Annotated in this window: 28 protein-coding genes; 11 read left to right on the top strand and 17 right to left on the bottom strand. The window is 72.0% G+C overall.

Annotated features, from left to right (window positions below; genetic code table 11):
• Window positions 1-93: 93 nt before the first annotated feature.
• The gene (locus BAY60_RS07020; RefSeq protein ID WP_112279953.1) at window positions 94-693 is read right to left on the bottom strand and encodes a TetR/AcrR family transcriptional regulator; all 600 of its coding nucleotides are present in this window, start codon (window positions 691-693) and stop codon (window positions 94-96) included.
• 52 nt (window positions 694-745) lie between these two features.
• On the opposite strand from BAY60_RS07020, the gene BAY60_RS07025 reads away from it, so the two are divergent.
• Window positions 746-1,984: a cytochrome P450 gene (locus BAY60_RS07025; protein WP_112279954.1), complete on the top strand. Its 1,239-nt coding sequence runs from the start codon at window positions 746-748 to the stop codon at window positions 1,982-1,984.
• Here BAY60_RS07025 and BAY60_RS07030 read toward each other — a convergent pair.
• Window positions 1,965-2,324 (bottom strand): hypothetical protein, encoded by a 360-nt coding sequence (locus BAY60_RS07030; RefSeq protein WP_112279955.1) that lies wholly within the window; start codon window positions 2,322-2,324, stop codon window positions 1,965-1,967. The genes BAY60_RS07025 and BAY60_RS07030 overlap by 20 nt on opposite strands.
• 192 nt (window positions 2,325-2,516) lie before the next feature.
• Here BAY60_RS07030 and BAY60_RS07035 point away from each other — a divergent pair, with 192 nt between their 5' ends.
• Window positions 2,517-2,921 carry a MerR family transcriptional regulator gene (locus BAY60_RS07035; RefSeq protein ID WP_112280773.1) on the top strand — a complete coding sequence of 135 codons (405 nt, stop codon included), beginning with the start codon at window positions 2,517-2,519 and terminating at the stop codon, window positions 2,919-2,921.
• Window positions 2,922-2,969: 48 nt separating this feature from the next.
• A complete protein-coding gene (locus BAY60_RS07040; RefSeq protein ID WP_112279956.1) occupies window positions 2,970-4,571 on the top strand; it encodes a peptide chain release factor 3 in 1,602 nt (533 codons plus the stop codon).
• 30 nt (window positions 4,572-4,601) lie between these two features.
• On the opposite strand, the gene BAY60_RS07045 is transcribed toward BAY60_RS07040, so the two are convergent.
• From BAY60_RS07045 to BAY60_RS07060, 5 genes are all read right to left on the bottom strand, one after another.
• A complete protein-coding gene (locus BAY60_RS07045) occupies window positions 4,602-5,261 on the bottom strand; it encodes a TetR family transcriptional regulator (protein ID WP_112279957.1) in 660 nt (219 codons plus the stop codon).
• 27 nt (window positions 5,262-5,288) lie between these two features.
• On the bottom strand, window positions 5,289-5,438 hold the full coding sequence (locus BAY60_RS37010; protein ID WP_170160318.1) for a hypothetical protein: 150 nt from the start codon (window positions 5,436-5,438) through the stop codon (window positions 5,289-5,291).
• Between the two features lie 66 nt (window positions 5,439-5,504).
• Complete coding sequence (locus BAY60_RS07050) at window positions 5,505-6,086, bottom strand: TetR/AcrR family transcriptional regulator (RefSeq protein WP_112279958.1); 582 nt, start codon at window positions 6,084-6,086, stop codon at window positions 5,505-5,507.
• Window positions 6,083-6,946: an SCO6745 family protein gene (locus tag BAY60_RS07055; protein ID WP_112279959.1), complete on the bottom strand. Its 864-nt coding sequence runs from the start codon at window positions 6,944-6,946 to the stop codon at window positions 6,083-6,085. The genes BAY60_RS07050 and BAY60_RS07055 overlap by 4 nt, the downstream gene beginning before the upstream one ends.
• 24 nt (window positions 6,947-6,970) lie before the next feature.
• The gene (locus BAY60_RS07060) at window positions 6,971-8,047 is read right to left on the bottom strand and encodes a MerR family transcriptional regulator (RefSeq protein ID WP_112279960.1); all 1,077 of its coding nucleotides are present in this window, start codon (window positions 8,045-8,047) and stop codon (window positions 6,971-6,973) included.
• Window positions 8,048-8,129: 82 nt separating this feature from the next.
• Here BAY60_RS07060 and BAY60_RS37015 point away from each other — a divergent pair, with 82 nt between their 5' ends.
• Entirely contained in the window at window positions 8,130-8,306 is a 177-nt protein-coding gene (locus tag BAY60_RS37015) for a hypothetical protein (RefSeq protein ID WP_170160288.1), read from the top strand.
• Window positions 8,307-8,345: 39 nt separating this feature from the next.
• Window positions 8,346-9,902 (top strand): acyl--CoA ligase family protein, encoded by a 1,557-nt coding sequence (locus BAY60_RS07070; protein WP_112279962.1) that lies wholly within the window; start codon window positions 8,346-8,348, stop codon window positions 9,900-9,902.
• Between the two features lie 122 nt (window positions 9,903-10,024).
• On the opposite strand, the gene BAY60_RS07075 is transcribed toward BAY60_RS07070, so the two are convergent.
• From BAY60_RS07075 to BAY60_RS07090, 4 genes are all read right to left on the bottom strand, one after another.
• Window positions 10,025-10,498 (bottom strand): DUF1203 domain-containing protein, encoded by a 474-nt coding sequence (locus BAY60_RS07075; RefSeq protein WP_112279963.1) that lies wholly within the window; start codon window positions 10,496-10,498, stop codon window positions 10,025-10,027.
• Window positions 10,499-10,568: 70 nt separating this feature from the next.
• Window positions 10,569-12,488: a M48 family metallopeptidase gene (locus BAY60_RS07080; RefSeq protein ID WP_146770978.1), complete on the bottom strand. Its 1,920-nt coding sequence runs from the start codon at window positions 12,486-12,488 to the stop codon at window positions 10,569-10,571.
• Window positions 12,489-12,576: 88 nt separating this feature from the next.
• A complete protein-coding gene (locus BAY60_RS07085) occupies window positions 12,577-13,095 on the bottom strand; it encodes a DoxX family protein (RefSeq protein ID WP_112279965.1) in 519 nt (172 codons plus the stop codon).
• Window positions 13,096-13,202: 107 nt separating this feature from the next.
• Window positions 13,203-13,421 carry a hypothetical protein gene (locus BAY60_RS07090; protein WP_112280774.1) on the bottom strand — a complete coding sequence of 73 codons (219 nt, stop codon included), beginning with the start codon at window positions 13,419-13,421 and terminating at the stop codon, window positions 13,203-13,205.
• Between the two features lie 443 nt (window positions 13,422-13,864).
• On the opposite strand from BAY60_RS07090, the gene BAY60_RS07095 reads away from it, so the two are divergent.
• Genes BAY60_RS07095 through BAY60_RS07110 form a run of 4 tightly spaced genes read left to right on the top strand, consistent with a single transcriptional unit; the run spans window position 13,865 to window position 17,642 of the window.
• Window positions 13,865-16,279 carry a sensor histidine kinase gene (locus tag BAY60_RS07095; protein WP_112279966.1) on the top strand — a complete coding sequence of 805 codons (2,415 nt, stop codon included), beginning with the start codon at window positions 13,865-13,867 and terminating at the stop codon, window positions 16,277-16,279.
• A gap of 7 nt (window positions 16,280-16,286) precedes the next feature.
• Window positions 16,287-16,697: a roadblock/LC7 domain-containing protein gene (locus BAY60_RS07100; RefSeq protein WP_112279967.1), complete on the top strand. Its 411-nt coding sequence runs from the start codon at window positions 16,287-16,289 to the stop codon at window positions 16,695-16,697.
• Complete coding sequence (locus BAY60_RS07105) at window positions 16,694-17,065, top strand: DUF742 domain-containing protein (RefSeq protein WP_112279968.1); 372 nt, start codon at window positions 16,694-16,696, stop codon at window positions 17,063-17,065. Before BAY60_RS07100 ends, BAY60_RS07105 begins: the two co-directional genes overlap by 4 nt.
• Window positions 17,046-17,642 carry a GTP-binding protein gene (locus BAY60_RS07110; RefSeq protein WP_112279969.1) on the top strand — a complete coding sequence of 199 codons (597 nt, stop codon included), beginning with the start codon at window positions 17,046-17,048 and terminating at the stop codon, window positions 17,640-17,642. The genes BAY60_RS07105 and BAY60_RS07110 overlap by 20 nt, the downstream gene beginning before the upstream one ends.
• A gap of 77 nt (window positions 17,643-17,719) precedes the next feature.
• On the opposite strand, the gene BAY60_RS07115 is transcribed toward BAY60_RS07110, so the two are convergent.
• The 3 genes from BAY60_RS07115 to BAY60_RS07125 all read right to left on the bottom strand — a co-directional run bounded on the left by BAY60_RS07115 (window position 17,720) and on the right by BAY60_RS07125 (window position 19,805).
• Window positions 17,720-18,322, bottom strand: coding sequence for a DUF305 domain-containing protein (locus tag BAY60_RS07115; RefSeq protein ID WP_112279970.1), 603 nt, complete (start codon window positions 18,320-18,322; stop codon window positions 17,720-17,722).
• A 67-nt stretch (window positions 18,323-18,389) separates the two neighbouring features.
• Complete coding sequence (locus BAY60_RS07120; protein ID WP_112279971.1) at window positions 18,390-18,776, bottom strand: hypothetical protein; 387 nt, start codon at window positions 18,774-18,776, stop codon at window positions 18,390-18,392.
• Window positions 18,777-18,941: 165 nt separating this feature from the next.
• A complete protein-coding gene (locus BAY60_RS07125; protein ID WP_112279972.1) occupies window positions 18,942-19,805 on the bottom strand; it encodes a helix-turn-helix domain-containing protein in 864 nt (287 codons plus the stop codon).
• Between the two features lie 387 nt (window positions 19,806-20,192).
• Between BAY60_RS07125 and BAY60_RS07130 the strand changes: the two genes are divergently transcribed.
• Window positions 20,193-20,630 (top strand): SH3 domain-containing protein, encoded by a 438-nt coding sequence (locus BAY60_RS07130; protein ID WP_112279973.1) that lies wholly within the window; start codon window positions 20,193-20,195, stop codon window positions 20,628-20,630.
• An 8-nt stretch (window positions 20,631-20,638) separates the two neighbouring features.
• On the opposite strand, the gene BAY60_RS07135 is transcribed toward BAY60_RS07130, so the two are convergent.
• Genes BAY60_RS07135 through BAY60_RS07145 form a run of 3 tightly spaced genes read right to left on the bottom strand, consistent with a single transcriptional unit; the run spans window position 20,639 to window position 24,464 of the window.
• On the bottom strand, window positions 20,639-21,916 hold the full coding sequence (locus BAY60_RS07135) for a (Fe-S)-binding protein (RefSeq protein WP_112279974.1): 1,278 nt from the start codon (window positions 21,914-21,916) through the stop codon (window positions 20,639-20,641).
• Window positions 21,913-23,016 carry an FAD-binding oxidoreductase gene (locus BAY60_RS07140; RefSeq protein WP_112279975.1) on the bottom strand — a complete coding sequence of 368 codons (1,104 nt, stop codon included), beginning with the start codon at window positions 23,014-23,016 and terminating at the stop codon, window positions 21,913-21,915. Before BAY60_RS07140 ends, BAY60_RS07135 begins: the two co-directional genes overlap by 4 nt.
• Window positions 23,013-24,464: an FAD-linked oxidase C-terminal domain-containing protein gene (locus BAY60_RS07145; RefSeq protein WP_112279976.1), complete on the bottom strand. Its 1,452-nt coding sequence runs from the start codon at window positions 24,462-24,464 to the stop codon at window positions 23,013-23,015. Before BAY60_RS07145 ends, BAY60_RS07140 begins: the two co-directional genes overlap by 4 nt.
• 134 nt (window positions 24,465-24,598) lie before the next feature.
• On the opposite strand from BAY60_RS07145, the gene ku reads away from it, so the two are divergent.
• Window positions 24,599-25,426 (top strand): non-homologous end joining protein Ku, encoded by an 828-nt coding sequence (ku, locus tag BAY60_RS07150; RefSeq protein ID WP_112279977.1) that lies wholly within the window; start codon window positions 24,599-24,601, stop codon window positions 25,424-25,426.
• Window positions 25,427-25,449 lie beyond the last annotated feature (23 nt).

The following is a 25,449-nucleotide window of genomic DNA, read 5'->3' on the forward strand; positions in this document are numbered from 1 at the left end:
CCCGGGCACGCCGGTACTGTGGCCGAGTTCACTTCTTCGACGCCGATTCCTGGCGTCCGTGCGAGTGTCCACTGCCGATCGGCAGGTGTGCGATCAGGACTGCGGCCCGGACAGCGAGCGCCGCATGAGCTCGAACCACTCGTCGCGTACGCGCCGCTTGTCCTCGGGTGGCGCCGCGGACAGGGCCAGCCCCGCTCCGCCGAGCATCCAGAAGAAGAACTGGATGGTGGTGTCCCGCGCCGTGCGCGGGAGGTATCCGGCTTCCATCAGCGATTCGACGAACTGTTCGACGAGCGCGTAGGCGTGGCGCTCCTCGCACTCCTTCCAGCGCCGGAAGCCGAGGGCGGTCGGCGCCTCCTGCCAGCAGAGCCGCCCGTACACGGGATCGCAGCACCGGTCGAGGAACGCGCCCAGCGCCTGCAGCGCCGCCTCGCGCGGGTTGGCCGAGGTCGCCGCGTCGGCCACCTCGCGCATGGCCCGCGACTCCTGCTGGTCCAGTACCGCCTCGAACAACGCCTGCTTGCTCGCGAAGTGGTGGTACACGGCGCCCCGGGTGACCCGGGTGGCCGCCGCGACGTCCTCCAGCGACGTGCCCGCGTAACCGCGTCCGGCGAACAGCGCGGTCGCCTCCTCCAGCAGGGCGGCACGGGTGGCCTCCGAGTACATCTCGCGGCGGCTCTTGACAGCAGGCATACGCTGAGCTTAACGACATACACAGTGTATGTGACCGACAGGGGGTAGGCGTATGTCCGGCAGCGCCACGCAGGAGACGCCGCTGTTCGATCCCTTCGCCGAGGGCTTCGTGGAGGACCCGTATCCGCAGTACGCGCGGCTGCGCGAGGCCGCGCCGGTCTACCAGCACCCGCTCGGCTTCTGGGTGGTGTCCCGCTACGACGACGTCTCGGCGCTGCTGCGCTCTGGCGCCTCGGTGGAGGAACGCAACCTCGCGCCGGTGGACGGACCCATGCGGTACCTGCGGGAGGAGGTCTACGGCGACCGGCAGCCGCGGATGGACGGACTGTCCATGCTGGACCGCGACCCTCCGGATCACACGCGGCTGCGCAGGCTGGTCTCCAAGGCGTTCACCCCGCGCGCGGTCGAGGCGCTGCGCCCCAGGGTCGCCGAGCTGGTCGACGGCATGCTCGACGAGATCGCCCGCGCGGGCACCGTGGACCTCGTGCCCGCACTGGCGTTTCCGCTGCCGTTCGCGGTGATCGCGGAGATGCTCGGCACCCCGCCCACCGACCACGAGCGGGTCCGGGAGCTGAGCGGGCTGGTCGTGCGGTCGCTGGAACCGGTGCTCGACCCCGACCTGATGCGTGCCATCGCCTCGGCCAACGAGGAGCTCGACGCGATCGCGCTGGACATGATCGCGTGGAAGCGCGAGCACCCCGCCGACGACCTGCTGACGGCGCTGGTCCAGGCCGAGGAGGACGGCGACGTGCTCAGCGACGCGGAGCTCGTGGCGCAGGTGCTGCTGCTCTACATCGCGGGCCACGAGACGACGGTGAACCTGCTCTCCGGAGGGACGCTGGCGCTGCTGCGGCATCCGGACCAGCTGGCCGCGCTGTGCGCCGATCCCGGACTGGTGCCCGGTGCGGTCGAGGAACTGCTGCGCTACGACAGCCCGGTGCAGGAGAGCAGGCGGATCACCCTCGAACCGACCGTGGTCGGCGGCGTCGAGATCCCGGCGGGTTCGTTCGTGCTGGCACTGCTGGCCTCGGCCAACCGCGACGAGCGACGGTGGGGCCCGGACGCCGAGACCCTGCGCGTGGACCGCGAGGGCGCGCGCCACCACGTGTCGTTCGGTGCGGGCGTGCACCACTGTCTCGGCGCGTCGCTGGCGCGGCTGGAGGCGAGCGTCGTGTTCGAGCGCATGCTGGCGCGCCTTCCCGGGCTCGCGCTCGCCGGGGACGTGACGTGGAACGGCCGGATCAACCTGCGCGGTCCGGCCGCCCTGCCGGTCACGACGGGACGTGTGTGAGCGCTATCCGCACCTCGGAGAGCCGGGTGGGCCACTGATCGGTGATGGCCCGCCAGGCCGCCCGCAGCGAGACCCGCTCGGCGAGCACCAGCACCGGCCCGTCACCCCAGTGCGTCGCCACGACCGTGCCGGTGCGGTCGCCCTCGTGCGGCCCCGGCGCGCCGCCGGGAAGGAAGTCGAGTGTCAGCGAGCCCTCCGTGCCCGTCACGTCGTCCGTGACACCGCTCATGGCCGCCTGGTAGCCGCGCAGGCCGTGACGCGTGGCCGGATCCGTGGGGATGGGGCAGTCGGGGTAGGCGGCGTTGTACGCCTCCACCGACGGGAAAGACCGTGGGTTCACAGGCTGAAATACTACCTTGACGTTAAGGAAGGGTGAGCGGTATCCGCACATCAGACGACATCGCCTGACGTCCATAGTGGACCCCGGTGGACGTCGATCACCGCGCGAACTCCGTCGCGCACGCACAGCCACGGAAGCCGGTACCGTTGAGGCCCGGTACGGCGGAAGTGAGGTTGTCGCGTGGGCGAGCACATGCAGATCGGCGAGGTCGCCGCTCGCACCGGACTGTCCCTGCGCACCATCCGCTACTACGAGGAGGTGGGGCTGGTCACCCCCAGCGCCCGCAGCCAGGGCGGGTTCCGGCTCTACACCGAGCCCGACGTGGCCCGCCTCCAGCTGGTCATGCGGATGAAGCCGCTCGGCTTCCAGCTGGAGGAGATGCGGGAGCTGTTGGAGCTGCTCGAGCCGGAGCGGGCCGGCGGGGGCCGGGCGCCCCGCCTGCGCAAGGAGCAGCGGGAGCGGCTGCGCGAGTTCACGGACACGGCCGAGTACCGCTGCACCGAGCTGCGCGCCAAGCTGGAGAGCGCCGAGGGGTTCGCCGCCACGCTGCGTGCCGCGCTCGGCGACGAGACACCCAGCGCCGCACGGGCGGGCTGACCGACGGCAAACCGTGACGTAACGGTAGAGTTTTGTGTTGATGTGTGAGTGCAACGATCGGCGGCGGCGGTGACCGCGGCCGAACAGGCGGGCAGACGGCGCTCCTTCGCCGTGATCAGTCACCCCGACGCGGGGAAGTCGACGCTGACCGAGGCGCTGGCCCTGCATGCCAGGGTGATCTCGGAGGCGGGCGCGGTGCACGGCAAGGCCGGGCGCCGTGGCGTGGTGTCGGACTGGATGGAGATGGAGCGGGCCAGGGGGATCTCGATCACCTCGGCGGCGCTGCAGTTCGAGTATCACGGCACCGTGATCAACCTGCTGGACACGCCCGGCCACGCCGACTTCTCCGAGGACACCTACCGGGTGCTCTCGGCGGTGGACTCGGCGGTGATGCTGCTGGACGCGGCGAAGGGTCTCGAGCCGCAGACGCTCAAGCTGTTCGACGTGTGCCGGCATCGCGGCATCCCGGTGCTGACGTTCGTCAACAAGTGGGATCGGCCCGGCCGGGAGGCGCTGGAGCTGTGTGACGAGCTTCTGGAGCGGATCGGCCTGCAGCCGATGCCGCTGACCTGGCCGGTCGGCGAGGCCGGGCACTTCCGGGGTGTGCTCGATGTCGCCGACGGCTCGTTCGTGCGCTACGCCCGCACGGCCGGTGGTGCCACCGCCGCCGACGAGCAGCGGCTCGACGCGGCCGAGGCCGCCGCCGTGGAGGGCGCGGACTGGACGCGGGCGGTGGAGGAGGCCGAGCTGATGGCGGCCTCGGGCGGCGAGTTCGACCCCGCGCGCTTCTACGACGCGTCCGCCACGCCCGTGCTGTTCGGCGCGGCCGTGCTCAACTTCGGCGTGCGGCACCTGCTGGATCTGCTGGTGGAGCTGGCGCCCGCGCCGGAGCCCCGGATCGACGTCGACGGCAACCCCCGCCCGCTGGATGCCGACTTCTCCGCGTTCGTGTTCAAGGTGCAGACGGGCATGGACCCGGCCCACCGCGACCAGGTGGCGTTCGCGCGGGTGTGTTCGGGGGTGTTCGAGCGGGGCATGGTGGTCACCAACGCCACCACGAAGAAACCGTTCGCCACCAAGTACGTGCAGCAGGTGTTCGGCCAGCAGCGGTCTACTGTGGACACCGCGTATCCCGGTGACGTCATCGGCCTGGTGAACGCCTCGGCGCTGCGGGTGGGCGACACGCTCTACGCGGGCAGGCCCGCGGTGCGCTTTCCCGGGCTGCCGAGCTTCGCGCCCGCGCATTTCGCGGTGGCCAGGCCCGCTGATCTCAGCCGCGCCAAGCAGTTCCGCAAGGGTGTCGACCAGCTGGCCTCCGAGGGCGTGGTGCAGCTGCTGAAGTCGGACCTGCGGGGTGATGCGGCCCCGGTGTTCGCCGCGGTGGGGCCGATGCAGTTCGAGGTGGCGGCCCACCGGCTCGAGCACGAGTTCTCGTCGCCGGTGCGGCTGGACCGGCTGCCCTACAGCGCCGTGCGCAGGCTGGCCGACCCGGCCCAGCGCGCGATGGTGGACGCGGGGCGCCGCAGCGAGGTCGTGACCCGTGCCGACGGCGCCGACCTGGCGCTGTTCGAGGACGAGATGGCGATGCGCATCCTGCAGCGTCAGCATCCCGAACTGGCGCTGGAGCCGCTGGTGGCCGAGGGCGGCTGACGACGCCCGCTCCGGTATGGCACGTGGTGCCTACGCGCACAGCGCGAGGCTGTCCGGGATCGTGTCGAAGGCCTCCTCCACGCGGCGGATGAGCGTCCGGGTGCGATCCTGCCCGCGGCCGCCCTCCACGGTGCCCCTGCCCGCGACCCAGTTCTTCGACCCGCAGCGCCACGCCGACAGCGAGACCTCGCCGACCAGCCACAGCCGCATGTCCTTGCGCCCGTCGAGGCCCAGCTTGTCCTCGAGCGCCGACACGATGCGCTCCTGCACGGTCACGGAGAGCAGGAGGCTGCGGTCACGCAGCGTCGGCGTGCGGTCGACGAGCGTGCGCGTGGCGACGAACCGGCGATCCCAGTCGTCACCGAGTCTGCGCACCGCCGCCACCAGCGCGTCGCGCAGGCAGGCCAGGACCGGCCCGTGCAGGTCGGCGCCCCGGACCTCGGCGACGTAGGCGTCCCACAGCTCGATCTCCGCGGCCATGGCGACGTCCTCTTTGGATGCATAGTTGCGGAAGAACGTGCGCTTGGAGATCGCCACCTCGTCGACGAGCTCGTCGAGCGTCGTGGCGTCGAAGCCGCGCTCACCGAACAGTCGCAGCGCGGTCTCCTCCAGCGCCCTGCGGGTGCGCCGCTTCTTGCGTTCCCGCAGGGGGAGTTCTGCATCGGCCCTGGTAGCACTATCCGTGGCCATGGCCGGACAGTTTAGTGCCGCGGGCCGCTACTCGCGTCCGCGCACGATGGTGGGAGCGAACTCATCGTCGTCGGCGAGGGAGCCGCTCGGCGCAGGCTCGTCGGCTCCGGGCTCGCCCGCCGTGGGCGGGGCATCCGGGCCCGGCTGCTGTTCCTGCGGGATCGTGCTCGTGTTCATGGTGTCCTCGCTTCCCACCGACGGACCTGGGTGGACATCTGGACTATCGCCACGGGCCAGGATGAGTTACGTCACCACGGCCGCGTCGAGCAGCGGCGCGAGTTCGGCTACCACCGTGTCCAGCGGCTCGACGTCCCGCCGCACCCTGGCCAGCACGATCGCCCCCTCCAGCGCGCTGATCATCAGCAGCGCCAGCGGCTCGGCCCGCTCCGCGGGAACGCCCAGGTCAGTCAGGGCCGCTGCCACCGGCCGCTGCCAGCCGTCGAAGGCGTCGCGCACGGCCTCCCGCACGCTGTCGTTGTCCGCCTCGCCGGCCGTGATCGCCACGAGCGGGCAGCCGCGCCCGAAGCCCGCCGAGGTGAACTCGTCGCGCCACTGGCCTGCCATGGCCCGGAACAACCCGGACGGCACGGGCGGGTCGAGCGCGGCGACGAACCGCGAGACCTGCCTGCCCACGTACCGCCGGGTCCACGCGACAGCCTCGGCGACCAGCTGTTCCTTGCCGCCGGGAAAGTAGTGAGCGAGCGATCCGCGCGGTGCCCGCGCGTGGGCGACGACGTCGCGCAGGCTCGTGCCGCTGACACCGTGCGCCCTGATCAGCTGCGCGGCGCTGTAGACCATCCGCTCCCTCGGCGAACGCTCGGTCATCGGCCTGCCGTCGCCGTGAGGCCGACCGGGTTGCCCGGCGGGATGACACCGCTCGCCGCGCGGGCCAGCGGGGCCAGCAACCCGGCGAGCCGCTCGGTGTCCCGCTCGCCGAGTGCCCGCCACGGCGACAGGGCGGCGGCGTCGGTGAGCCGCTCGACCTCCTCGTGCGCGGCCCTGCCCGCCGCGGTGAGGTGGCCGTCGCCGTCGAGCCAGCCCTGGGCTCGCAGGTCCTCGGTGGCGGCCTGCCACGCCTCGTCGTCCCACTGGCGGCCGGTGCGCAGCAACTCGCCGTCCGACTCGCCCGCCGCGACCTTGAGCAGCTGCGCCTGCACCGGCCCGATGCCGTGGCTGACCAGCGCCGCGACGTGGCCGTCACCGCGGTGTTCGCGCAGCGTGGTGGCGGCCTGCCACAGCGCCAGGTGTGGCTCGTCCGGCCGGTCGAGTGCCTGGTTCGCGGCGCCCAGCACGCGGCCGCGGGTGTCGGCGGCGGCCGCGGCCTGCCACGCCAGGTCCGCCGCGAGCGCGGTGTCCGGCGAGTCGATCAGCGCGTCGCCGCACAGGCGGCGCAGTGCGGCGCCCGCCCCGGCGAGCCGGGCGGCGAGCAGCCGCTCCGGGCCGGCGTGGCTCCAGGCGTCGGGCAGCGCACGCGCCACCCTGTCACGGTGGAACACGTAGTAGCAGCTCGTGACCACCGCGGGCCCGACGGCGCCCAGCGGAGCGGAGCGCATCCCGAAGTAGCCCATCCAGAATCCCCGCATGCCCGCGGCGTCCGCGGCCGCGCGGGACTCCTCGGTGAAGTAGGTGACGCTGTGCACCGGCTCGACCAGGTGCCACAGGCGCCTCGCCGTTCGCTCGTCCATCCGCGACCCTCCCTATGACAGTTGTCATAGCGTAGCGGGCCTGTCCAGCGCGTCCACCACGACGCAGGCGACGTTGTCCGGTGCTCCCTCGGCGTGGGCGGCGGCGGTGAGGTCCTGCACGGCGGCGCCGGGGCTGGCGGCAGTGGCGAGCAGGTCGCGCAGGCGGTCCTCCGCGACCACGGCGTGCAGTCCGTCAGAGCACAGCAGGTAACGATCACCCACCCTCGCCTCGCGCAGGTGTAGGTCGGGCTCGGCCTCGTCGCCCCGGTGGAGGGCCCGAAGCAGGCGGGGCCGCTGCGGGTGCGCCGCGGCCTCGTCAGGGGTGAGCCTGCCCTCGTCGACCAGTGACTGCACCCAGCTGTGGTCGTGGGTGATCCGGGTCAGTGCTCCCTCTCGCAGCCGGTAGGCACGTGAGTCGCCGACGTGGGCGAGCGCGAACTGCCCGCCCGACCACAGCATCGCCGTGAGTGTTGTGCCCGCGTCCTGGCCCGCTGGGAGCGTGGCCGCCACGGTGTGCACGGCCGACCGTGCCCCGGCCGTCGCCGTGCCGAGAGCCGTGAGCAGCCCGGCCGCGGGCACGGCGGTGTCGGCGCGCCGCAGCGCCGTGATCGCCGCGGTGGATGCGGCGTCGTCGCCGAACCCGTCGGCGACGGCGAACAGCCAACTGCCCGCGTATGCTTCGTCCTGATTGGACTCTCGGACGAGCCCCCGGTCGGTACGTGCCACCGCGTGCGGACGGATCAGTGCCTCGTTGCCTGTCATATTGTTGTCCTTTCCGGACAGCTGGTCGACGAGGAGGGCGGCGAGCTCGCCCCGCGCCGCGGTGTCGGCCTCCACCTGACGCCAGTACGTCAGTACCTCGGCGGCCGCCGCGTGTGGTGCCAGATCGCACACCACTCGGATGCGGGCCAGCGGCATGCCCAGTGCCCGCAGGCCCGCCACGAGCCGCGCCCGGTCCAGCTGGCGCCGCTCGTAGGAGCGGTACCCGGAGCGCGGGTCGACGTGTGCGGGCGGCAGCAGCGCCAACTCGTCGTAGAGCCGCAGTGCCTTGGGCGTCAGCCCGGACGCCCGCGCGAACTCGCCGATGCTCAGCCTGGCCATGTCCCTCCCTCGCACCGGGCACCGCGCCCGGCCGGTCTCGACGGTGAGTCCTGTCCCTGGGGAAAGGTCAACCCCGCTGAGCGTGCCGTACGCCGTCGCGATCACCGTCGGAATGCGACACCGCGGGACGCAGGCGCTGGCCGAGCTGCGGGTGGAGGGCGTGCGCAGCACGGCGAGCCTGCACCGCCGCCTGCTCGCGAATCCCGAACTGCGTGCCGGGCCGGTGCACACGCGCAGGCTGGAGGGGCTGCCCGGCTGAGCGTTGACCCGGGCACGGCTCGTGGCCGAAGCTCGGTGCATGTCGGGTGATCTCTCGTTCGAGCCGCTGACACCGGTGTCGTTTCTCGATCGAGCGGCCGCCGCACACGGTGACCGGGTGGCGGTGGTCGACGGCGCGCGCCGGTGGACCTACGCCGAGCTGCACGAGCGCTGCCGCAGGCTCGCCGGTGCGCTGGCACCCCTGGCCCAGGGCAGACCGGTGGCGGTGCTGGCACCCAACACGCACGTGCTGCTGGAAGCCAACTTCGGGGTCCCGTGGGCGGCGTCGCCGCTGGTGGCGATCAACACCCGGCTGGCGGCGGGCGAGGTCGCCTACATCCTGGAGCACAGCGAGGCCGCCGTGCTCGTGCACGACCCGCTGTTCGACGACCTCGTGGCCGCGGCACTCGACGGGCTGCCGTCGCCGCCGGTGGTGATCCGCGCCGGGCCGGAGTACGAGCGGCTGCTGGCCGAGGCGAGCCCGCGCGCGGAGACACCCGGCGATGAGCGGGCGTTGCTGTCGATCAACTACACCTCCGGCACGACGGGCAGGCCGAAGGGCGTCATGTACCACCACCGGGGCGCCTACCTGCAGGCGCTGGCGATGGCCGGGCACACCGGGCTGTCGCCCTCGGCGGTGCACCTGTGGACGCTGCCGATGTTCCACTGCAACGGCTGGTGCTTCCCCTGGGCGGTCACCGCGGCCGCGGCGACGCACGTGTGCCTGCCGAAGGTGGAGCCCGGCGAGGTGTGGCGGCTGCTGCGCGAGGAGGGCGTCACGCATCTCAACGGTGCCCCGACGGTGTTGTCGATGCTGGCCTACGCGCCCGAGGCGGAGCCGCTGGAGCGCACGGTGCACGTGGCGACGGGTGGCGCGCCGCCCACCCCGGCCATCCTGCGCCGCATGGGTGAGCTGGGTTTCGAGGTGACACACCTGTACGGGCTCACCGAGACGTTCGGCCCCGCGATGATCTGCGACTGGCGGCCGGAGTGGAACGGGCTGCCCGCCGACGAGCAGGCCCGGCTCAAGGCGCGCCAGGGCGTGGGCAACATGATCGCCTGCCGGGTGCGGGTGATCGGCGACGACGGTGAGGACGTGCCCGCCGACGGCGCGTCGGTGGGGCAGATCGCGCTGCGTGGCAACAACGTGATGCTCGGCTACTTCAAGGACGACGAGGCGACCAAGCAGGCCGCCCCGGACGGCTGGTTCCGCACGGGCGACCTCGGGGTCCTGCATCCCGACGGCTACGTGGAGCTGCGCGACCGCAGCAAGGACGTGATCATCTCCGGCGGTGAGAACATCGCCTCGGTGGAGGTCGAGCAGGCCATCGCGGACCATCCGGCGGTGTTGGAGGTGGCCGTGATCGCGGTGCCCGACGAGCACTGGGGCGAGGTCCCCGCCGCCTACGTCACCCTGCACGAGGGCGCGTCGGCGACGGAGACCGAGCTCGTCGAGCACGTGCGGGCCAGGCTGGCGCACTTCAAGGCGCCGAAGTCGGTGGTCTTCGGTGAGCTGCCGAAGACCTCCACCGGCAAGATCCAGAAGTACGTGCTGCGCGAACGCGCCTGGGCGGGGCAGGAACGCCGGATCCGCTGACCCCGCGAGTCCTGCACTCAGACCCGCGAGTCCTGCACTCAGGCCCGCGAGTCCTGCACTCAGACCCGCGAGTTCTGCACTCAGACCCGCGAGTTCTGCGCTCAGGCCCGCGAGTTCTGCGCTCAGCGGCTCTGCGCGGGCAGCGCCGTGCACAGGTAGCAGCCCGCCGTGGCGCTGCGGACGTGCACGTAGTCCACCTCGGGGCGGCCCAGCAGCTCGCCGAGGGCCGTCTCGATCTCGGGCTTGGCGGCGCGGCGCTCGATGAGCAGCCGCCTTCCCCGGCGGTAGGCGTCCAGCACCACGCCGCTGTTGCCGAGCAGCGGCGGGAAGCGCGCCGTGTCGCGGTACGGCGTGCAGTCGCGTTCGTGCACGAAGACCGGGCCCGGCAGCGGCAGGTCCTCGAGGCCCGAGAACGCGTCGTAGGTGAAGCCGATCAGCCGTTCCTCGCCGGGCAGGATCGGATGCAGGCACACCCGGCAGGGTGCGGGTGAGGACGGGACGTCGGTCCACGCGGGATGGCCGTAGCCGGGGGAGCGCAGCGTGGTGCGGACCTCCTTGGCAAGGGCCTCGTCGAGCGGTGCGATGCGAAACGTCATGCCGTCCAGCGTGTCGGGGGCGTGCTGCCCGCGCTGGCGCCTTTCGGACGCCGCGTCGCGACCAGTCGGGTCAGCGCCTGTGGGGCAGGGCCTGCGGCAGGGCGTCGAGAAACGCGACGAGTGCCGCGTAGCCTGCGTCGTCCTCGGTGCGCAGCGTGGCGGTCTGGCCGTCGGCGAACCGCAGCGCCACCTTGCCGCCACCGGTGAGGAACTTCTTGTGGTCGCCGCCGAGCATGGTGTCGATGGCGAGCCAGCGGGCGCCGGGGTGGCTGAGCCGACGCTGCGTGCCGTGCGCCAGCAGCTTCTCGATGCGCTTGCGCTGCCAGTGCCCGGCCTGACCGGACACCGCGGCCAGGCGCTGCCCGGCGAGGCCGGCCACTTTCACCGGGATCAGCAGCAGCCCGGTGTCGTACACCAGCACGTCCCAGTTCTTGCCGAGCGCGCGCACCACGGGCGCCGCCGCCATCAGCCGCGGCTCGCCTGCCGAGCCGGGACGGCGGGATGCCGGCCTGCCCGCGGGCGGGGGAACGAAGTCGAGCGGCACCCCCAGAGTCACGCACTGCTGCGCGAACCGCGGCGCCAGGGCTGGGTTGCCGACGGCCTGTGCCGCCAGCTCCACGGGTCTCAGCTCCCCGGTCGGGCCGATGACGCGCCAGCCCTCGCCCCAGTCGAGCTCGTGTCTGGCCCGGCACTGGACGAGCAGCGCGCAGACCACGACGTCGGCGAGCAGCTCGGCGAGCCCCTCCGTGACCGCCTGCGCCACCTCCTGCCTACCCGCCCTCGGGCCGAGCAGGGGACGGATGAGCCGTTCCGCTTCGCCGCGGTGGACCGCCTGCAGGATCTCGCCGAGGGTCGCGCCCGGTGCCGCGCCCGAGGTGCGGGCGGCGTTGGCCAGCAGTTCGGCACCCCGCGCCGCTTCGGCGGCCCCGGCGAGGCGGACGATCTCGGCCCAGCTCGCTCGTGGCCCCAGCTCGCCGCTGATGTAGAGCCGCTGCTCGGCGGCGGGAATCACCGTTCCGGGCTCGGCCAGCACCTGCCACGCAGGCCGCGGGTCCGGGTGGGCCGGCGTCTCCGGCAGCCGGTCGATCGCGGCCAGCCTGCGCCGGACGGTCGGGTGGCTGTCCAGCAACGACCGCGGCCGGGTGTCGAGCACCCGCCGCTCCAGCGCGGCAAGGGCCTGGCGCTGGCGGGGGTGGCCGAGAAAGGCCCGGAAACCGAGCAGGATGTCGGGCGTGCGCTGCGCCAGGCCCGGCAGCCGGAGGTAGCGGTCGGTGAAGGCGTTCCACGCCGCGTCCAGCGTGGCGGTCCTGCGCAGCGCGCAGGCCGTGGCCGCCCGCCCGGCCGCCGCCACGGCGTAGGCGTCGGCCTGCAGCTCCTGCGCCCGGTTGGCCGAGCGCGACAGCACCGCGTACACCCACCCGTAGCCGGTGAGGATCCATTTCGCGGGTCCCGCGTCGAGCCGGGAGAGGGTGCGGCCGAGCGTCTCGGCACCGCGGTAGCTCGCCGCCAGCAGCCGGGTGTGCCCGCCGCCGTAGTGGCCGAGCTCGTGGGCCAGCACCGCGCGTAGCTCGGCGACATCGAGCGCGGCCAGCAGCGGCAGCCCGAGCATCAGGTACCTCCGTCCCGGGCGCAGGCCGAGCAGCCGGGCATCCTCCCGGACGGCGGCGTTGACCTCGGGCACGAGCACGATCTCTTCCGGTGGCCGGGTCCCCGCCTGTGCCGCCAGCTCGTCGACGAGCCGCCACAGCCCCGGCTGCTCGTGCCGGGCGGGCTTCGGCCCTTCCGGCGGCACCAGGCGCGTGCGCAGTGCCTGGACCAGTGCGAAACCGAGCGCGAGCGCCATCCCTGCGCCTGCGATCACGAGGTACAGACCAGTCCGCTGGCCGATGCGCAGGCCCGCGATCACCGCGCCCGCGCCCACCCCGACGACGAAGACGGGGAACAGCGCCAGCAGCAGCACGGCGAGGGTGGCGCGTATCGACCCACGCACGCGGGCCTCCCAACGGTGAGTCCGGAACAAGCACGGATCCCCCCTCGGCCTACGACGGCCGAGGGGGGATCCGGGTTCCGTGTGCGCGCTAGCTTTTCCGCCCGCGGCGCCGGAGGTTGTCCAGAGCCCACGCTCCGGGACCTGCCACCGCGATGAGCAGGAAGATCCAGCTGTAGAGGGCGGCCTGCTCACCGAGGTTCTGCAGCGGAAGCAGGCCCATCGGCTGGTGCACGGTGAAGTAGGCGTAGGCCATCGCGCCCGAGCAGAGCAGGGCGGCGGGCCTGCTGAACAGCCCCAGCAGCACGAGCGCGCCCGCGCCGGTCTCGATGACGCCTGCCCACCAGCCGGGCCACGCGCCGAAGGCCATCGCGGTGCCCGCGCCGTCGATGCCGCCGAACGCGCCGACGAGGCCCTGCAGACCGTGGAGCAGGAACAGGAAGGACGCCACGATCCGGAGCGCGGCGATGGCGGCGCCGGTGGCCCACTGCGGGGTGCGGGCTCCGCGTCGCACGGAAGGCTCGCGGTGGGTGGTCGTCTCGTCGCGGGTCGTGCCGACGGTGTTGGCGGTGTTGGCGGTGGTGGCGGTGGTGGCGGTGGTGGCGGTCATGGTGCGGGGTCCTCTCGCGTCGGTGTCGCCGGAAAGCGGTCTCGCTGACACGTCGAACGGCGCCGCACCAGATCGACACCCGGAGAGAAATTTCCCGGGGAGCCCTCTCAGGGCAGGTCGCGGCGGTCACGCAGCCACGGCCGTACCGCCGCGGCGGCGCAGAACAACGCGGCGAGCGCAAGGGCCACGGCGAGGACGACCGGCCACCACTCGGCCATCGTCCCGGCCAGGAAGGCCTGCACCGCCGCCGTCGCCGCGAACGCGAGCGACGCCATCACGAGCAGCAGGCGTTGGGTCATGGAGAGCCTGCCAGCGCGCTTCAACATCACACCGGCCTCCTCGGTACTGGTCCTGCCCACCTATCGCCGGTCGGTCGCACGCGGTTACCAGGTCCGAAAAGGACGGTTATCTGATGCCGCTGAGCGAGTTCTCGGTTCCGCTCAGTGAAGGGAATCCTGGCACCTTCGGCGGGAATGAACTTGGTCACCGTGTGCTACGTCACCCGTTCACCGGGCGGGAGCATCCGCTCTGGTCAGACCGGGCGCATTGCCCGATATGCCTGTTCGGCCGGACGGAGCAGTGAAGTTGACTCATGTTTGCCTGGCTGCCTAATCTCGTGCTAAGCGATGGCTTACGTCGGGCGTGACGGAGCTTCAGCGTCGGGTGCGGGGGCCCACACCAGTTACCACCGTGTCTTTCGAAAGGGCCTTTGAGCGCGTTGTTCAAGAAACTGTTCGGGTCACGCCGGCGTTCGTCGATTCGAGTCCGCGTGCTCGCGATCGCGTTCGTGCCCAGCGTCGCCCTCCTGCTCGCGGGCGTCGCGCTGGCGGGATACCTGGTCTACGACGCAGTGAAGGTGCGGGACTTCGCCACGAAGGTCCACGACGCGGCCGAGCCCGGAGCGCGGTTCTTCGCCGCGGTGCGTGAGGAGCGCAGGCTCACCCTGCAGGACCTGGCCTCGAACGGCGGCAACCGCGGGGAGCTGGAACAGCAGCGGGCCAAGACCGATCAGGCCGCGGCGGCGATCAACGCCGAGCTGCAGGGCATGGTCGGCGAGGCACCGGAGAACGTGCAGCGCAGCATCGTCGCCACGGCGCGACAGTTCGCGCAGCTGCCCGCGTTCCGCCAGCAGGTGGACACGGGCAGGCCGTCGCTGCAGGAGGCCTACGACTTCTACAACCGGCTGATCGACCAGTTCGCCACCGGCCTCAACGGCGTGGCGCAGGAGGCGCCGGACGCCGAGACCGCCTACCTGCGCGTCACGGCGATGCCCCTGTTCACCAGCGCGGACGGCATGTCGCGTGGTGACGCGCTCGCCGCGGCCGGTGTCGCGGGCGGCGGGCTGAACGAGCAGGAGTTCCGCACCTACGTCGGTCAGATCGGCGCCTACCACGCGCAGCTGGCCTCGGCCGTGCCCGAAATGATCCCGTCGGTCCGCGAGCAGTACGAGCAGCTCGTACGCAGCGAGGCGTGGCAGCGGCTGGTCACGGTGGAGAACGCCTTCCTGCGGGGCAACCAGTCCCAGCTGCCGATCGCCGAGGACGAGTGGCGGGCCGCGGCACGCGATGTCGGCGCCGCACTGATGAACCTCTACATCCAGCAGAGCTCCAACGCCACCGACATCGCGCTCGACGACGCCGAGCAGACGCTCGTGACCTCGATCATCGCGGGCGCCGCCGTGCTGGTTGTCGCCATCGCGCTGTTCCTCATCGCCTGGCGGATGTCCAACCGGCTGGTGCAGCGGCTCAAGCGGCTGCGCGAGGAGACGCTGGACATCGCCGAGGAGCAGATGCCGGAGATCGTCGGCAGGGTGCGGGCGGGCGAGTCCGTCGACCTGGACGAGGAAGTGCTGTTCCTCGACCACGGCGAGGACGAGATCGGGCAGGTGGCCGACGCGTTCAACAAGGCGCAGCAGACCGCCATCGCCGCCGCCGTCGAGGAGGCCAAGACCCGGGAGGGCACCAAGAAGGTGTTCCTCAACATCGCCCACCGCAGCCAGGTGATCGTGCACCGGCAGCTCCAGGCGCTCGACCAGGCCGAGCGCAAGCAGGAGGACCCGGACCAGCTGGACATGCTCTTCCGGCTCGACCACCTGTCCACCCGTGCGCGGCGCAACGCCGAGAACCTGATCATTCTCGGTGGCGAGCAGCCGGGCAGGCAGTGGCGCAACCCGGTGGCGCTGGCCGACCTCGTACGCGCGGCCAACGCCGAGACCGAGGACTACAAGCGCGTCAGCGTCGGCAAGCTGCCCTCGCTGGCCGTGGCGGGCCCGGTGGTCGGCGACCTCGTCCACCTGCTCGCCGAGCTGATCGACAACGCGACGTCGTTCTCCCCGCCACAGTCGCGCGTCGAGGTCCGTGGCGAGATCGTCGGCAAGGGCATCGTGGTCGAGGTCGAGGACCAGGGCCTCGGCATCGAGCCGGAGCAGTGCGAGCAGCTCAACGAGATGCTGCGCAACCCGCCCGACTTCAGCATCATGGCGCTGTCCGAGGAGCCCCGGCTGGGCTTGTTCGTGGTGGCGCGGCTGGCCGACAAGCACGGCATCGTGGTGACACTGCGGGAGTCGGCCTACGGCGGCACGCGCGCGATCGTGCTGGTGAAGTCGGATCTGCTCAGCCCGTTGCCCGAGGCCGACGACAGCACCCCCGCCGTCGAGGACGTCGTCCCGGCGCAGCAGTCCGTGCCGCCGCGGCGCAGGCCGCCCCGCCAGCAGGTGCGGGTGGACGGCGGTGGGGGCGACACCCTCGACGGCTCCATGAACGGCTCGGTCAACGGTGGCCCGCCGCCGCTGCCGGTCCGCACGCCGAGGGAGACGCTGCCGCAGCGGTCCGGCGCCGAGGCGCGTGCCGTGCCCGAGGGCAGGCCGCAACACCACGAGGTACGGCCGCCGCGGCACGAGGTCCGGGGGCAGCACGAGGCCCGGCCCGCGCCCGAGTCGCGCCCGCCGCACGACGGCCGCCCGCCCCAGCCTGCGGGGCCGATGTCCCCCGGACGGCCCTCGCTTCCGCGGAGGAGGCGGCAGCAGAATCTCGTTCCGCAACTGATGGAGACGGATTCCGCCGGTGACAACCTGGAGGCGCCGAGCGATACACCCGAACAGGCCCGCAGCCGGCTGTCCGCCTTCCAGCGCGGCACCCGGCAGGCCCGCGACCAGCAACCCGGCCTCGACCCTTCTGGAGACTGACAACACCATGGCGAACACCGGAGTCAACGAACTCGACTGGCTGCTCGACGACCTGGTGCAGCAGGTCTCCGGCGCCAACCGCGCCGTCGTGCTCTCCTCCGACGGCCTGCTCATCGGCCGGTCCAGCAACATGTCCGAAGAGGACGGTGAGCATCTCTCCGCGGTGGCGTCGGCGTTCCAGAGCCTGGCCAGAGGAACCGGACGGCACTTCGGCGGAGGCCACGTGCGGCAGACCGTCGTGGAGATGGACCACGCGTTCCTGTTCGTCACGGCGGCGGGACGCGGGGCGTGCCTTGCACTGCTCACGTCGGAGGACGCCGACATGGGCATGGTCGCCTACGCGATGAACATGATGGTCAAGCGAGTCGGTGCTGCGCTGTCCGCGGCGCCGAGGGTTGAGCAGCACAGTGCACCATGAGCGACTACGACGAGGCATGGTTCGACGACGCGGCGGGACCGCTGGTCCGGCCGTACGCGGTGACGGGCGGCCGCACCAGGTCGGACCAGTACGGCCTCGACATGCTGACGCTCGTCGTGGCGCTGCCCTCGGTGGCCGAGGCGGCCGCGTTGCCCACCGAGTACGCGAAGATCGTGCGGCTGTGCCAGCGCCCGCTGTCGGTGGCCGAGGTCGGCGCGCACGTCGATCTGCCCCTGCCGGTGGTGAAGGTCCTGCTCAGTGATCTGATCGAGCAGAACTACGTGATCTTCCGCAAGGCCGCTCCCCCGACCGAAGTCCCCGACCAACACGTTCTGCAGGCGGTTCTCGATGGCATCCGGAAACTCTGACCCTCAGCGGCGGCTGACGGCGACCGCCGTGAAGCTGCTCGTCGCGGGCGGCTTCGGGGTCGGCAAGACGACGATGGTCGGGTCTGTCAGCGAGGTCCCCCCGCTGCGCACCGAGGAGGTGCTGACGTCGGCGTCGGAGGGCGTCGACGACCTGTCCGGTGTGGAGGCGAAGACGACCACGACGGTGGCGCTGGACTTCGGCCGCATCACGATCAACCCGGACCTGATCCTGTACCTGTTCGGCACGCCCGGCCAGGACCGGTTCTGGTTCATGTGGGACGAGCTGGCGCGTGGCGCGCTCGGTGCGGTGGTCCTCGCCGACACGCGCAGGCTGGAGACGTGCTTTCCGGCCGTGGACTTCTTCGAGCGGCGCGGCCTGCCGTTCGTGGTGGGAGTCAACTGCTTCGACGGCGCCTACCGCTACGGCACCGAGGAGGTGCGGGCGGCGCTGGACGTGGACCAGACCGTTCCGCTGCTGCTGTGCGACGCGCGCGACCGCGAGTCCACCAAGCAGGTGCTGGTGACCCTGATCCACCACGTGATGAAGAACGCCGACCTGGTGCAGAGCCACGGCTGAACGCGGCCGGACGCCGGAAGGGGGCCGGCGGCACCGCGAGGTGCCTGCTCGGCCCCCTTCCGGGTGTGGCGGGTCGCTCAGCCGTCGCCCAGCAGTGCCGTCATCGTGTCGATCTCGGCCTGCTGGGTGTCGATGATCGTCCGGGCGAGCTGCCTGGCCTCCGGGTCGGCGCCGCGGTCGAGCTGGGTGCGGGCCATGGCGATGGCGCCCCGGTGGTGCTCGATCATCATCCGCAGCCAGGCGCGGTCGAACTCACGGCCGCGCAGGGAGCCCAGCCTGTCCAGGTCGTGGGTGCTCATCATGTCGGCCGGGCCGGTCATGGCGTGACCGCCGTGGGCGCCATGGCCACCGGATGCGGGCGCTCCCCATCGGTTCAGCCAGCCGGAGAGCTGCCGGATCTCGGGGGTCTGTGCCCGCTCGACGGCCTTGGCGAGGCCGAGCACCTGCCGGTTGCTGGACCGGCTCGGGACGAGCTTCGCCATGTCCACCGCCTGCTGGTGGTGGGGGATCATCTGCTGGGCGAACGCGATGTCGGCGTCGTTGTGCCGGGTCTGCTCCCGGGTGGGGCTTTCCGGCGCCGGCGTGGCCTGCCGGTCCTGGACGCCAGCGCCGCCGCAGCCGGCGAGCAGCCCGGCGACGGCGACCGTGGGCAGCACGAAGCGCAGTGTTGTCTTGCTCAAGGGAAGTCCTTACCTACGTGGTTGGTTTCGGGTGCGGGGGAACGGCCGTCATGGCGACGGCGGCCCATCACACCCGGATCACGCAGGCGAAATGCAGCAGGTCGCGGCCGGAGCGGAGTGGCGGCGCGCGGGCGGCGCCGAACGCGGAGACGGCCCGCCTCGCTCGCGGCGGGTGCGCGCGATGCCGCCGGAGCACCCGGCAGGCGAGCACGATCGCGCCGAGGGCGGCGAGCACGGCGAGGCACAGATGCAGCAGGCCGCTGTCGTGGGAACCGGGTCCCGGCGCCGGATGATCGCCCTCGCCCGGTGCGTGAGCCGGGGCGACGACGTGGTGCTGCCCGGTGGCCGGAGGGCCGGACGGCGCGGTGTCGACGTGGTGCATGGCCACGACGGCCAGCGCGAGGGCACACAGAAACGCCCAGCGCGCGAGCGGCGGCAAGCCACGCCTGTTCACGTGACGAACGGTAGCCGATCGCCGGACCAGGCCCCATCCAGACCGGAGCCGGCCGAGCCGAAGGGCACCTTGGGTACCCGAGGCGTACCCAAGGTCACCTTCGGCTCGCTGCCGCCGGGCCGGTTGGCTTGCTGGGGCGACAGGTCCGACCGGAATGCGTTGCGCTCAGGTGTAGCGCTCGGCGAGGACTTCCCGAAGCCGGGCACGGGTCTGGTCGGTGGTCAGCGCGTGCTCGCAGAGCCGGTCGTGGTGCTCGCGGTAGCGCGCCACCTCGTCGGCGCTGTCCAGGTGCTGGATCCCGGCGTGGGTCTCGACGTCCACCACGTCATGGTCCAGCGGCTCGCTGAACTCGAAGTAGCCGTAGGTGCAGCCGATCGTCGGCAGCGGAGGCGCGGTGAAGGGCAGCACGCGCAGTTCGACGTTGTGCGCGGTGGAGCGTTCGATGAGGTGGCGGAACTGCTCGCGCATCACCTCGTGCGAGCCGACGACCTGGTACAGCGCCGACTCGTGCACGACGGCGACGAGCCGCAGCGCCTCCTGGCCGGGGCGCTTGTCGAGGCTCTTCTGGCGCTGCTTGCGCAGCTCCACGTAGCGCTCGATCTCCTTGCCACTCAGCGACGGCTCGCCCTCCCGGTAGTACGCCCGCGAGTACTCCGGCGTCTGCAGGAGCACGGGGAACATCGGGATGGTGTAGACCCGCGCGACCGCGGCCTCGGCCTCGTACGCCAGGTGAGTGCTCAGTTCGGTGGAGATGTTCTTGTCGCTCCACCACCCGCGTTCCTGCGCCGCCTTGGTCCACTGCTGCAGCCGCTCGGCGACCTTGGTGCCTTCGATGCCGTAGAACCGGATGAGGTCCCGCACGTCGCGGGGCTGCGGGCGGCCCTGCGCGTTCTCCAGCCGGGACAACTTCGAGGTGGAGATCAGCAGCGCGTCGGCCACCTCCTCGAGCGTGCGGTCGGCCTCGGTGCGGAGCCTGCGCAGCTCCTCCGCGACGCGCCTGCGATGGACGACGGGGCCTGGGGAAGCCATGGGACCTCGTTCCGATTGTCGGTGGGTGGCGAGCCCTGGGAAACCGCATTGGGATTCCCACCGAGCAATCCTAGCTGGCGCGCGCAAGCCCCGCGCCTTGGTCGTACGGCAGCGCTCCGACGCTACGCCGTTCGAGTGGTCGGCGTCCGCCATTCCGGCCTCGTCGCGCGCGGAGGGTGCGGCGTGGCTAGGCCATTCCGGTGGAGATCGCTGGGATGCCATTTTGGGAATTGCAAATCGGGCGCCCAATGCGGGATGCTCAACACACGCTTCCCGGCCGATCTCGCACCCGACCTCACCCTGAAGGAGCCCATCGAGCACGACACGCAGACCCGGCGAATCGGACGGCAAGCGCAGGCAGAACCGTCGAGCAGAGGAGGGCCGGCCATGTACGTGTCGTTGCGACTGGGACTGTTCGTGCGGCTGCTGGTGCTGACCGCCGTGCTCACCGCGATGGTGTTGCTCGCGTTGAACGCCCGGACCGACTCGCCCGCGGTGCAGCCGTCCCCGCCCTCCTCACCGGCCGAGCCCGCGCAGGCCGCCCCTGAGCGAGAGCCCGTCCCGTACCGCGTGTGGCACACGGGCGGCACCGGGCTGAACCTGCGTGCCTGCCCCGGCACCGTCTGCGCACGGGCCGGCCTGCTCCACGACGGCCAGACGTTCGCCGCGGAATGCCTGCTGCCCGGCGCGGCGGTGGCCGGCGAGCGCCGGTGGCTGCGTGGCACCGTCGACGGCACGACGGTGTACGCCTCCGCGCGCTACCTGCGCACCGCCACCGGCACGATCGCCGCCGCCTGCGACGTCCCGGCGGCCGCCGCGGGGTGAGCGCCGCTTCACGGCAGTCGCTCGCCCCGGATCGAGGCGTCGAGGAGCTGGACGGGATGCAGCATCCGGATGTCGTCGCCGAGATAGCGGCCGATCTGCAACAGGCAGCCGGGGTTCGCCGTGACGAGCAGGTCCGGGCTCACCGAGCGGATGTTGCGTGCCTTGCGCTCGCCCAGTTCCGCGGCGGGCTCGGGCTGCACCATGTTGTAGATCCCCGCCGAACCGCAGCACAGCTCGGCCTCGGGAAGGTCGGCGATCTCGAGTCCCGGAATCGTGCACAGCACCGTCCTCGGCTCGTCCCGCACGCCCTGCGCGTGGCCCAGGTGGCAGGCGTCGTGGTAGGCGACCCGCGCCTCGACCGGATGCCGCGGCGCACGCGGCTCCAGCGCGGCGAGCACCTCACTGACGTCGCGCACCTTCGCGCTGAACGCGCGCGCCCGCTCCGCCCAGTCCGGGTCGTCGGCGAGCAGGTGCACGTACTCCTTCATCGACGAGCCGCACCCGGCGACGTTCACGACGACGTCGTCGACCGGCAGCCGCTCGAACGTCTCGATGGTGCGCTTGGCGTGCACGACGGCGTGCTCCTCGCGCCCCGCGTGCAGGCCCAGCGCGCCGCAGCAGCCCTGCTCCCGCGGGGTGAGCACCTCGCAGCCCTCTGCGGCGAGCACCCGCTGCGTGGCCTCGTTGACCTCGTGGAAGAACACGTCCTGCACGCAGCCGGAGAGCATCGCCACCCTGCGCCGCACCTCGCCGTCCGGCCGCACCCGGCGGGGCAGCGTCGCGAACGCGGTGCGCAGCCGCACCGGCGGCATCAGCGCCTGGGTGGCTCGCAACCTCGGCGGCAGCACCCGCTCGGCCAGACGCGCGAGCCCGAGCTTCTGATACGCAAGTCCGAGCACCGCCGCGGCGCGCAACCGCCTGCGATACGGGAACAACGCGAAGATGCCGTTCCGGAACAGCCTGTCGGAGCGGGTCCTCGGCACGTTGCGCTCGATCTGGGGCCGGGTCGCCTCGAGCAGCCGGTCGTACTGCACACCGGAAGGGCACGACGTCACGCACGCCATGCAGCCGAGGCACGCGTCGATGTGCTCGGTGAACGCGCCCTGCAGCTCGATCTCGCCGCGCTCGGCGAGATCCATCAGGTAGATCCGGCCCCGCGGCGAGTCCATCTCCTCGCCCCACAACTGGTAGGTGGGGCACGTCGGCAGGCAGAACCCGCAGTGCACGCAGTCGTCGAGCAGGTCCCGCGCGGGTGGATGGTGGGCGTCGAAACTCGACTCCGTCACGAGCGTGCCTCCTCCTCGCCGAACCAGGCCTCGAAGCGGCCCCTGCCGAGCCGGTGGCCCGGATCCAGCTCGTTCTTCACCGCTGTCAGTACCCGCAGCGCAGAGGGCCGCTGCCCCCACGCGCCCACGCCGTTACCGGGCCGCCGTCGCGTCACGGACATGCCGCCCGCGGCGGTGACCACGTCGTGCACGGCCGCCACACGTTCCGGCGCCACGGCGACCGTGCCGATGCCGGTGCCGAGCCCGGCGACGGCCGTCCCGCCGCACTCGGCCAGCACCCCGGCGAGCCTGCTGGGACGGCAGCCGATCCGCACGCTCGCCGTGTCCACCAGCTCCGCGTGCCGCGCCCAGGCCGCCTCGGCGTCGTCGTCGCCGAGCACCGACCCGCCGATCAGCCGGGCCAGCTCGCGGGCCCTGGCGTCGGCACCCTCGACGGTGCCCTCCACCCGGACCAGCAGCGTGCCGTCCGCCCACTCCAGCGACACCGGCTCCAGCGCGCTCGCCAGCACGGCCGCCGCGCGGTCGGCGGCGACCGGCAGCTCGCCGTCGAGCCGCACGGTGCGCGAGGCCGCCGGGATCGGGTGCAGCCGCAGCACGATCTCGGCGAGCAGGCCGAGCGTGCCGTACGAGCCGTGCAGCAGCTTGGCGAGGTCGTAGCCCGCGACGTTCTTGATGACGTGGCCTCCTGTCCGTGCCACGGTGCCGTCGGCGAGCACCACCGTCGCACCGATCACCAGGTCGCGCATCGAGCCGTAGGCGAGGGCGAGCGGACCCGAGTCGGCCGTGGCGACCAGCCCGCCGGCCGTCGCGCCGCGGGCCACCCGTGCCGCGTCGAACGCCACCCGCTGCCCGTGCGTGGCCAGCTCCTGTTGCAGCTCGCGCAGCGGGGTTCCGGCCCGCACACCGACCGTCATGTCCGCGGGGTTGTAGGCCAGCACGCCGGTGAGCCTGCTCGTGTCCAGCACGGTCGGCGCCGGCTGGGGCGCGCCGGCCCAGTCCGCGGCCGTCGCCGCGCCCCTGATCTCCACCGGTCCCGACGTGCCGGCCAGCGCCTCGTGCGCGCCCCGCAGGTCCGTGGGCGCCAGCATGGTGGCGGTCATAGGCGCTCGATCACTCCCGCCTCCTCCAGCGGATGTGGCCGGTACCGGCCTGGCTTCTCCCCGCACAGCCGGGGCGTCGGCAGCAGCTTGCCCGGATTGCACAGTCTGTGCGGATCGAAGGCCGACCGTACGCGATCCATCGTGGCGAGGTCGTCGACGCCGAACATGCGCGGCATCGAGCACGCCTTGTCGGTGCCGATGCCGTGTTCGCCGGACAGCGACCCGCCCAGTTCGACGCACAGCTCGGCGATGTCCTTCGACAGCTCCTCCGCGCGCTCCAGCTCGCCGCCGTCGGCGTCGAACAGCACCAGCGGGTGCAGGTTGCCGTCCCCGGCGTGGAAGACGTTGGCGACCCGCAGCCCGGCCGCCGTGCCCATCTGCTCGATGCGGCCGAGCACCTCGGCCAGCCGCGTCCTCGGCACCACGCCGTCCTGCACGATGTAGTCGGGACTGATCCGGCCGACCGCCGCGAACGCCGCCTTGCGGCCCTTCCAGATCCTCGCCCGCTCGGCCGCGTCGCCCGCGATGTGCAGGCGGGTGCAGCCGTGCCGGTCACAGATCGCCTTGACCTGCTCGAACTGCTCGCCGCACTCGGCTGCCGGCCCGTCCAGCTCCACGACCAGCGCGGCGGGAGTGGTGAGCGTGTATCCCGCGCCGACGGCCTTCTCGGCGGCCTGGATGGCCAGGTTGTCCATCATCTCCACCGCGGCGGGCACGATCCCGGCCGCCACGATGTCGCTGACCACCTCGCCCGCGGCCGTGACGGACGGGAAGTCGGCGAGCAGCGTCCGCACGGTCTCCGGCACGCGCAGCAGCCGCACGGTGATCTCGCAGACCACACCGAGCGTGCCCTCCGACCCGATGAACACCCCGCGCAGGTCGGGGCCCAGCTGCTCGCCGCTGTCGCCGCCGAGCGTGACCACCTCGCCGTCGGGAAGCACGACGGTCATTGACAGGACGTGGTTGGTGGTGAAGCCGTACTTCAGGCAGTGCGCGCCGCCGGAGTTCTCGGCCACGTTGCCGCCGATGGTGCAGACCTGCTGGCTGGAGGGGTCCGGCGCGTAGTAGAGGCCGTGCGGCGCCGCCGCCCTGGTGATGTCGAGGTTGGTCACGCCAGGCTGCACGACGGCGCGCCGGTCCACGGGGTCCACCTCCACCACGCTGCGCAGCCGCTGCAGGGAGATGACCACGCCGTCGGCCACCGGCATCGCGCCACCGGAGAGCCCGGTGCCCGCGCCGCGCGCGACGAACGGCACCCGGTGCTCGTGGCACACCCGCACGGCGGCGGCCACGCTCGCGGTATCGGTCGGCAGCAGCACCAGTGAGGGCACCTGCCGGAAGCCGGTGAGCCCGTCGCATTCGTAGCTGCGCAGTCCCACCGGATCGGAGACGATGTTGGCGGCCCCGACCGCGGCCGTCAGCGCCTCACGCACCGCCGCGTCGAGCATCCTTGCCCACCTTTTCGCGTTACGGAACAAAAATACCGGTCTAAGGAAACGGTACATCCGTCTTGCGGTGGATAGTCAAGCCTTTCCTCCGTTCATACCCTTCTGAACAGCCAAGATCGGCGTACCGTCTCACTATGCGCGTCATGTGGAAGGGTGCGGTGTCGTTCGGGCTCGTCACGATCCCGATCCACCTCTACGCGGCCACCGAGAGCAAGAACGTCTCGCTGCGCCAGGTGCACGAGGCCGACGGTGGGCGAATCCAGTACAAGCGGTTCTGCACGGTCGACGGCGAGGAGGTGCCCTATGCCGACATCGCGAAGGGCTACGAGCTCTCCGACGGCAGCATGGTGGTCATCACCGACAAGGAACTGGGGAACCTGCCGCTGTCGACCTCTCGCACCATCGACGTGCAGGAGTTCGTCCCGCTCGAGGCCATCGACCCCATCTACTACGACAAGAGCTACTACCTCGAGCCGCAGAAGATGGGCGTCAAGCCGTACGTGCTGCTGCGCGACGCGCTGCAGAAGTCCGGCCAGGTCGCGATCGCCAAGGTGGCGATCCGGCAGCGCGAGGCCCTTGCGGTGCTGCGGGTGCTCTCCGACGTCATGGTGCTCACCACGATGCTGTGGCCGGACGAGGTCCGGGAACCCGACTTCCCGTTCCTGAAGGAGGACGCGCCGCAGGTGCGCTCGCAGGAGATGGCCATGGCGTCCTCGCTCATCGACTCGCTGTCGGACACGGTGTTCGAGCCGTCGAAGTACACCGACAGCTACCGCGAGGCGCTGCTGTCGCTGATCGAGTCGAAGGTCGCGGGGGAGCAGACCACCAAGCCCAAGGCGGCGACGGCGGAGGCCGAGGTGACGGACCTCATGGCGGCGTTGCAGGCCAGCGTCAGCGCGGCCAAGAAGGCGCGCGGCACCACGAAGGGCCGCAAGGCCACGAAGCGGAAAACCACCGAGTGACCACGGCGTGGCGCCGCCGGAGC

This window comes from Prauserella muralis (assembly GCF_003202285.1).
GTDB classification, from domain to species: domain Bacteria; phylum Actinomycetota; class Actinomycetes; order Mycobacteriales; family Pseudonocardiaceae; genus Prauserella_B; species Prauserella_B muralis.

Excerpts from the sequence above, each read along its gene's own strand:
- BAY60_RS07020 (WP_112279953.1), bottom strand. The coding sequence starts at position 693 with ATGCCTGCTGTCAAGAGCCGCCGCGAGATGTACTCGGAGGCCACCCGT.
- BAY60_RS07025 (WP_112279954.1), top strand. The coding sequence starts at position 746 with ATGTCCGGCAGCGCCACGCAGGAGACGCCGCTGTTCGATCCCTTCGCC.
- BAY60_RS07035 (WP_112280773.1), top strand. The coding sequence starts at position 2,517 with ATGCAGATCGGCGAGGTCGCCGCTCGCACCGGACTGTCCCTGCGCACC.
- BAY60_RS07045 (WP_112279957.1), bottom strand. The coding sequence starts at position 5,261 with ATGGCCACGGATAGTGCTACCAGGGCCGATGCAGAACTCCCCCTGCGG.
- BAY60_RS37010 (WP_170160318.1), bottom strand. The coding sequence starts at position 5,438 with ATGAACACGAGCACGATCCCGCAGGAACAGCAGCCGGGCCCGGATGCC.
- BAY60_RS07050 (WP_112279958.1), bottom strand. The coding sequence starts at position 6,086 with ATGACCGAGCGTTCGCCGAGGGAGCGGATGGTCTACAGCGCCGCGCAG.
- BAY60_RS07055 (WP_112279959.1), bottom strand. The coding sequence starts at position 6,946 with ATGGACGAGCGAACGGCGAGGCGCCTGTGGCACCTGGTCGAGCCGGTG.
- BAY60_RS07060 (WP_112279960.1), bottom strand. The coding sequence starts at position 8,047 with ATGGCCAGGCTGAGCATCGGCGAGTTCGCGCGGGCGTCCGGGCTGACG.
- BAY60_RS07070 (WP_112279962.1), top strand. The coding sequence starts at position 8,346 with ATGTCGGGTGATCTCTCGTTCGAGCCGCTGACACCGGTGTCGTTTCTC.
- BAY60_RS07075 (WP_112279963.1), bottom strand. The coding sequence starts at position 10,498 with ATGACGTTTCGCATCGCACCGCTCGACGAGGCCCTTGCCAAGGAGGTC.
- BAY60_RS07085 (WP_112279965.1), bottom strand. The coding sequence starts at position 13,095 with ATGACCGCCACCACCGCCACCACCGCCACCACCGCCAACACCGCCAAC.
- BAY60_RS07090 (WP_112280774.1), bottom strand. The coding sequence starts at position 13,421 with ATGTTGAAGCGCGCTGGCAGGCTCTCCATGACCCAACGCCTGCTGCTC.
- BAY60_RS07100 (WP_112279967.1), top strand. The coding sequence starts at position 16,287 with ATGGCGAACACCGGAGTCAACGAACTCGACTGGCTGCTCGACGACCTG.
- BAY60_RS07105 (WP_112279968.1), top strand. The coding sequence starts at position 16,694 with ATGAGCGACTACGACGAGGCATGGTTCGACGACGCGGCGGGACCGCTG.
- BAY60_RS07110 (WP_112279969.1), top strand. The coding sequence starts at position 17,046 with ATGGCATCCGGAAACTCTGACCCTCAGCGGCGGCTGACGGCGACCGCC.
- BAY60_RS07125 (WP_112279972.1), bottom strand. The coding sequence starts at position 19,805 with ATGGCTTCCCCAGGCCCCGTCGTCCATCGCAGGCGCGTCGCGGAGGAG.
- BAY60_RS07130 (WP_112279973.1), top strand. The coding sequence starts at position 20,193 with ATGTACGTGTCGTTGCGACTGGGACTGTTCGTGCGGCTGCTGGTGCTG.
- BAY60_RS07140 (WP_112279975.1), bottom strand. The coding sequence starts at position 23,016 with ATGACCGCCACCATGCTGGCGCCCACGGACCTGCGGGGCGCGCACGAG.
- BAY60_RS07145 (WP_112279976.1), bottom strand. The coding sequence starts at position 24,464 with ATGCTCGACGCGGCGGTGCGTGAGGCGCTGACGGCCGCGGTCGGGGCC.
- ku (WP_112279977.1), top strand. The coding sequence starts at position 24,599 with ATGCGCGTCATGTGGAAGGGTGCGGTGTCGTTCGGGCTCGTCACGATC.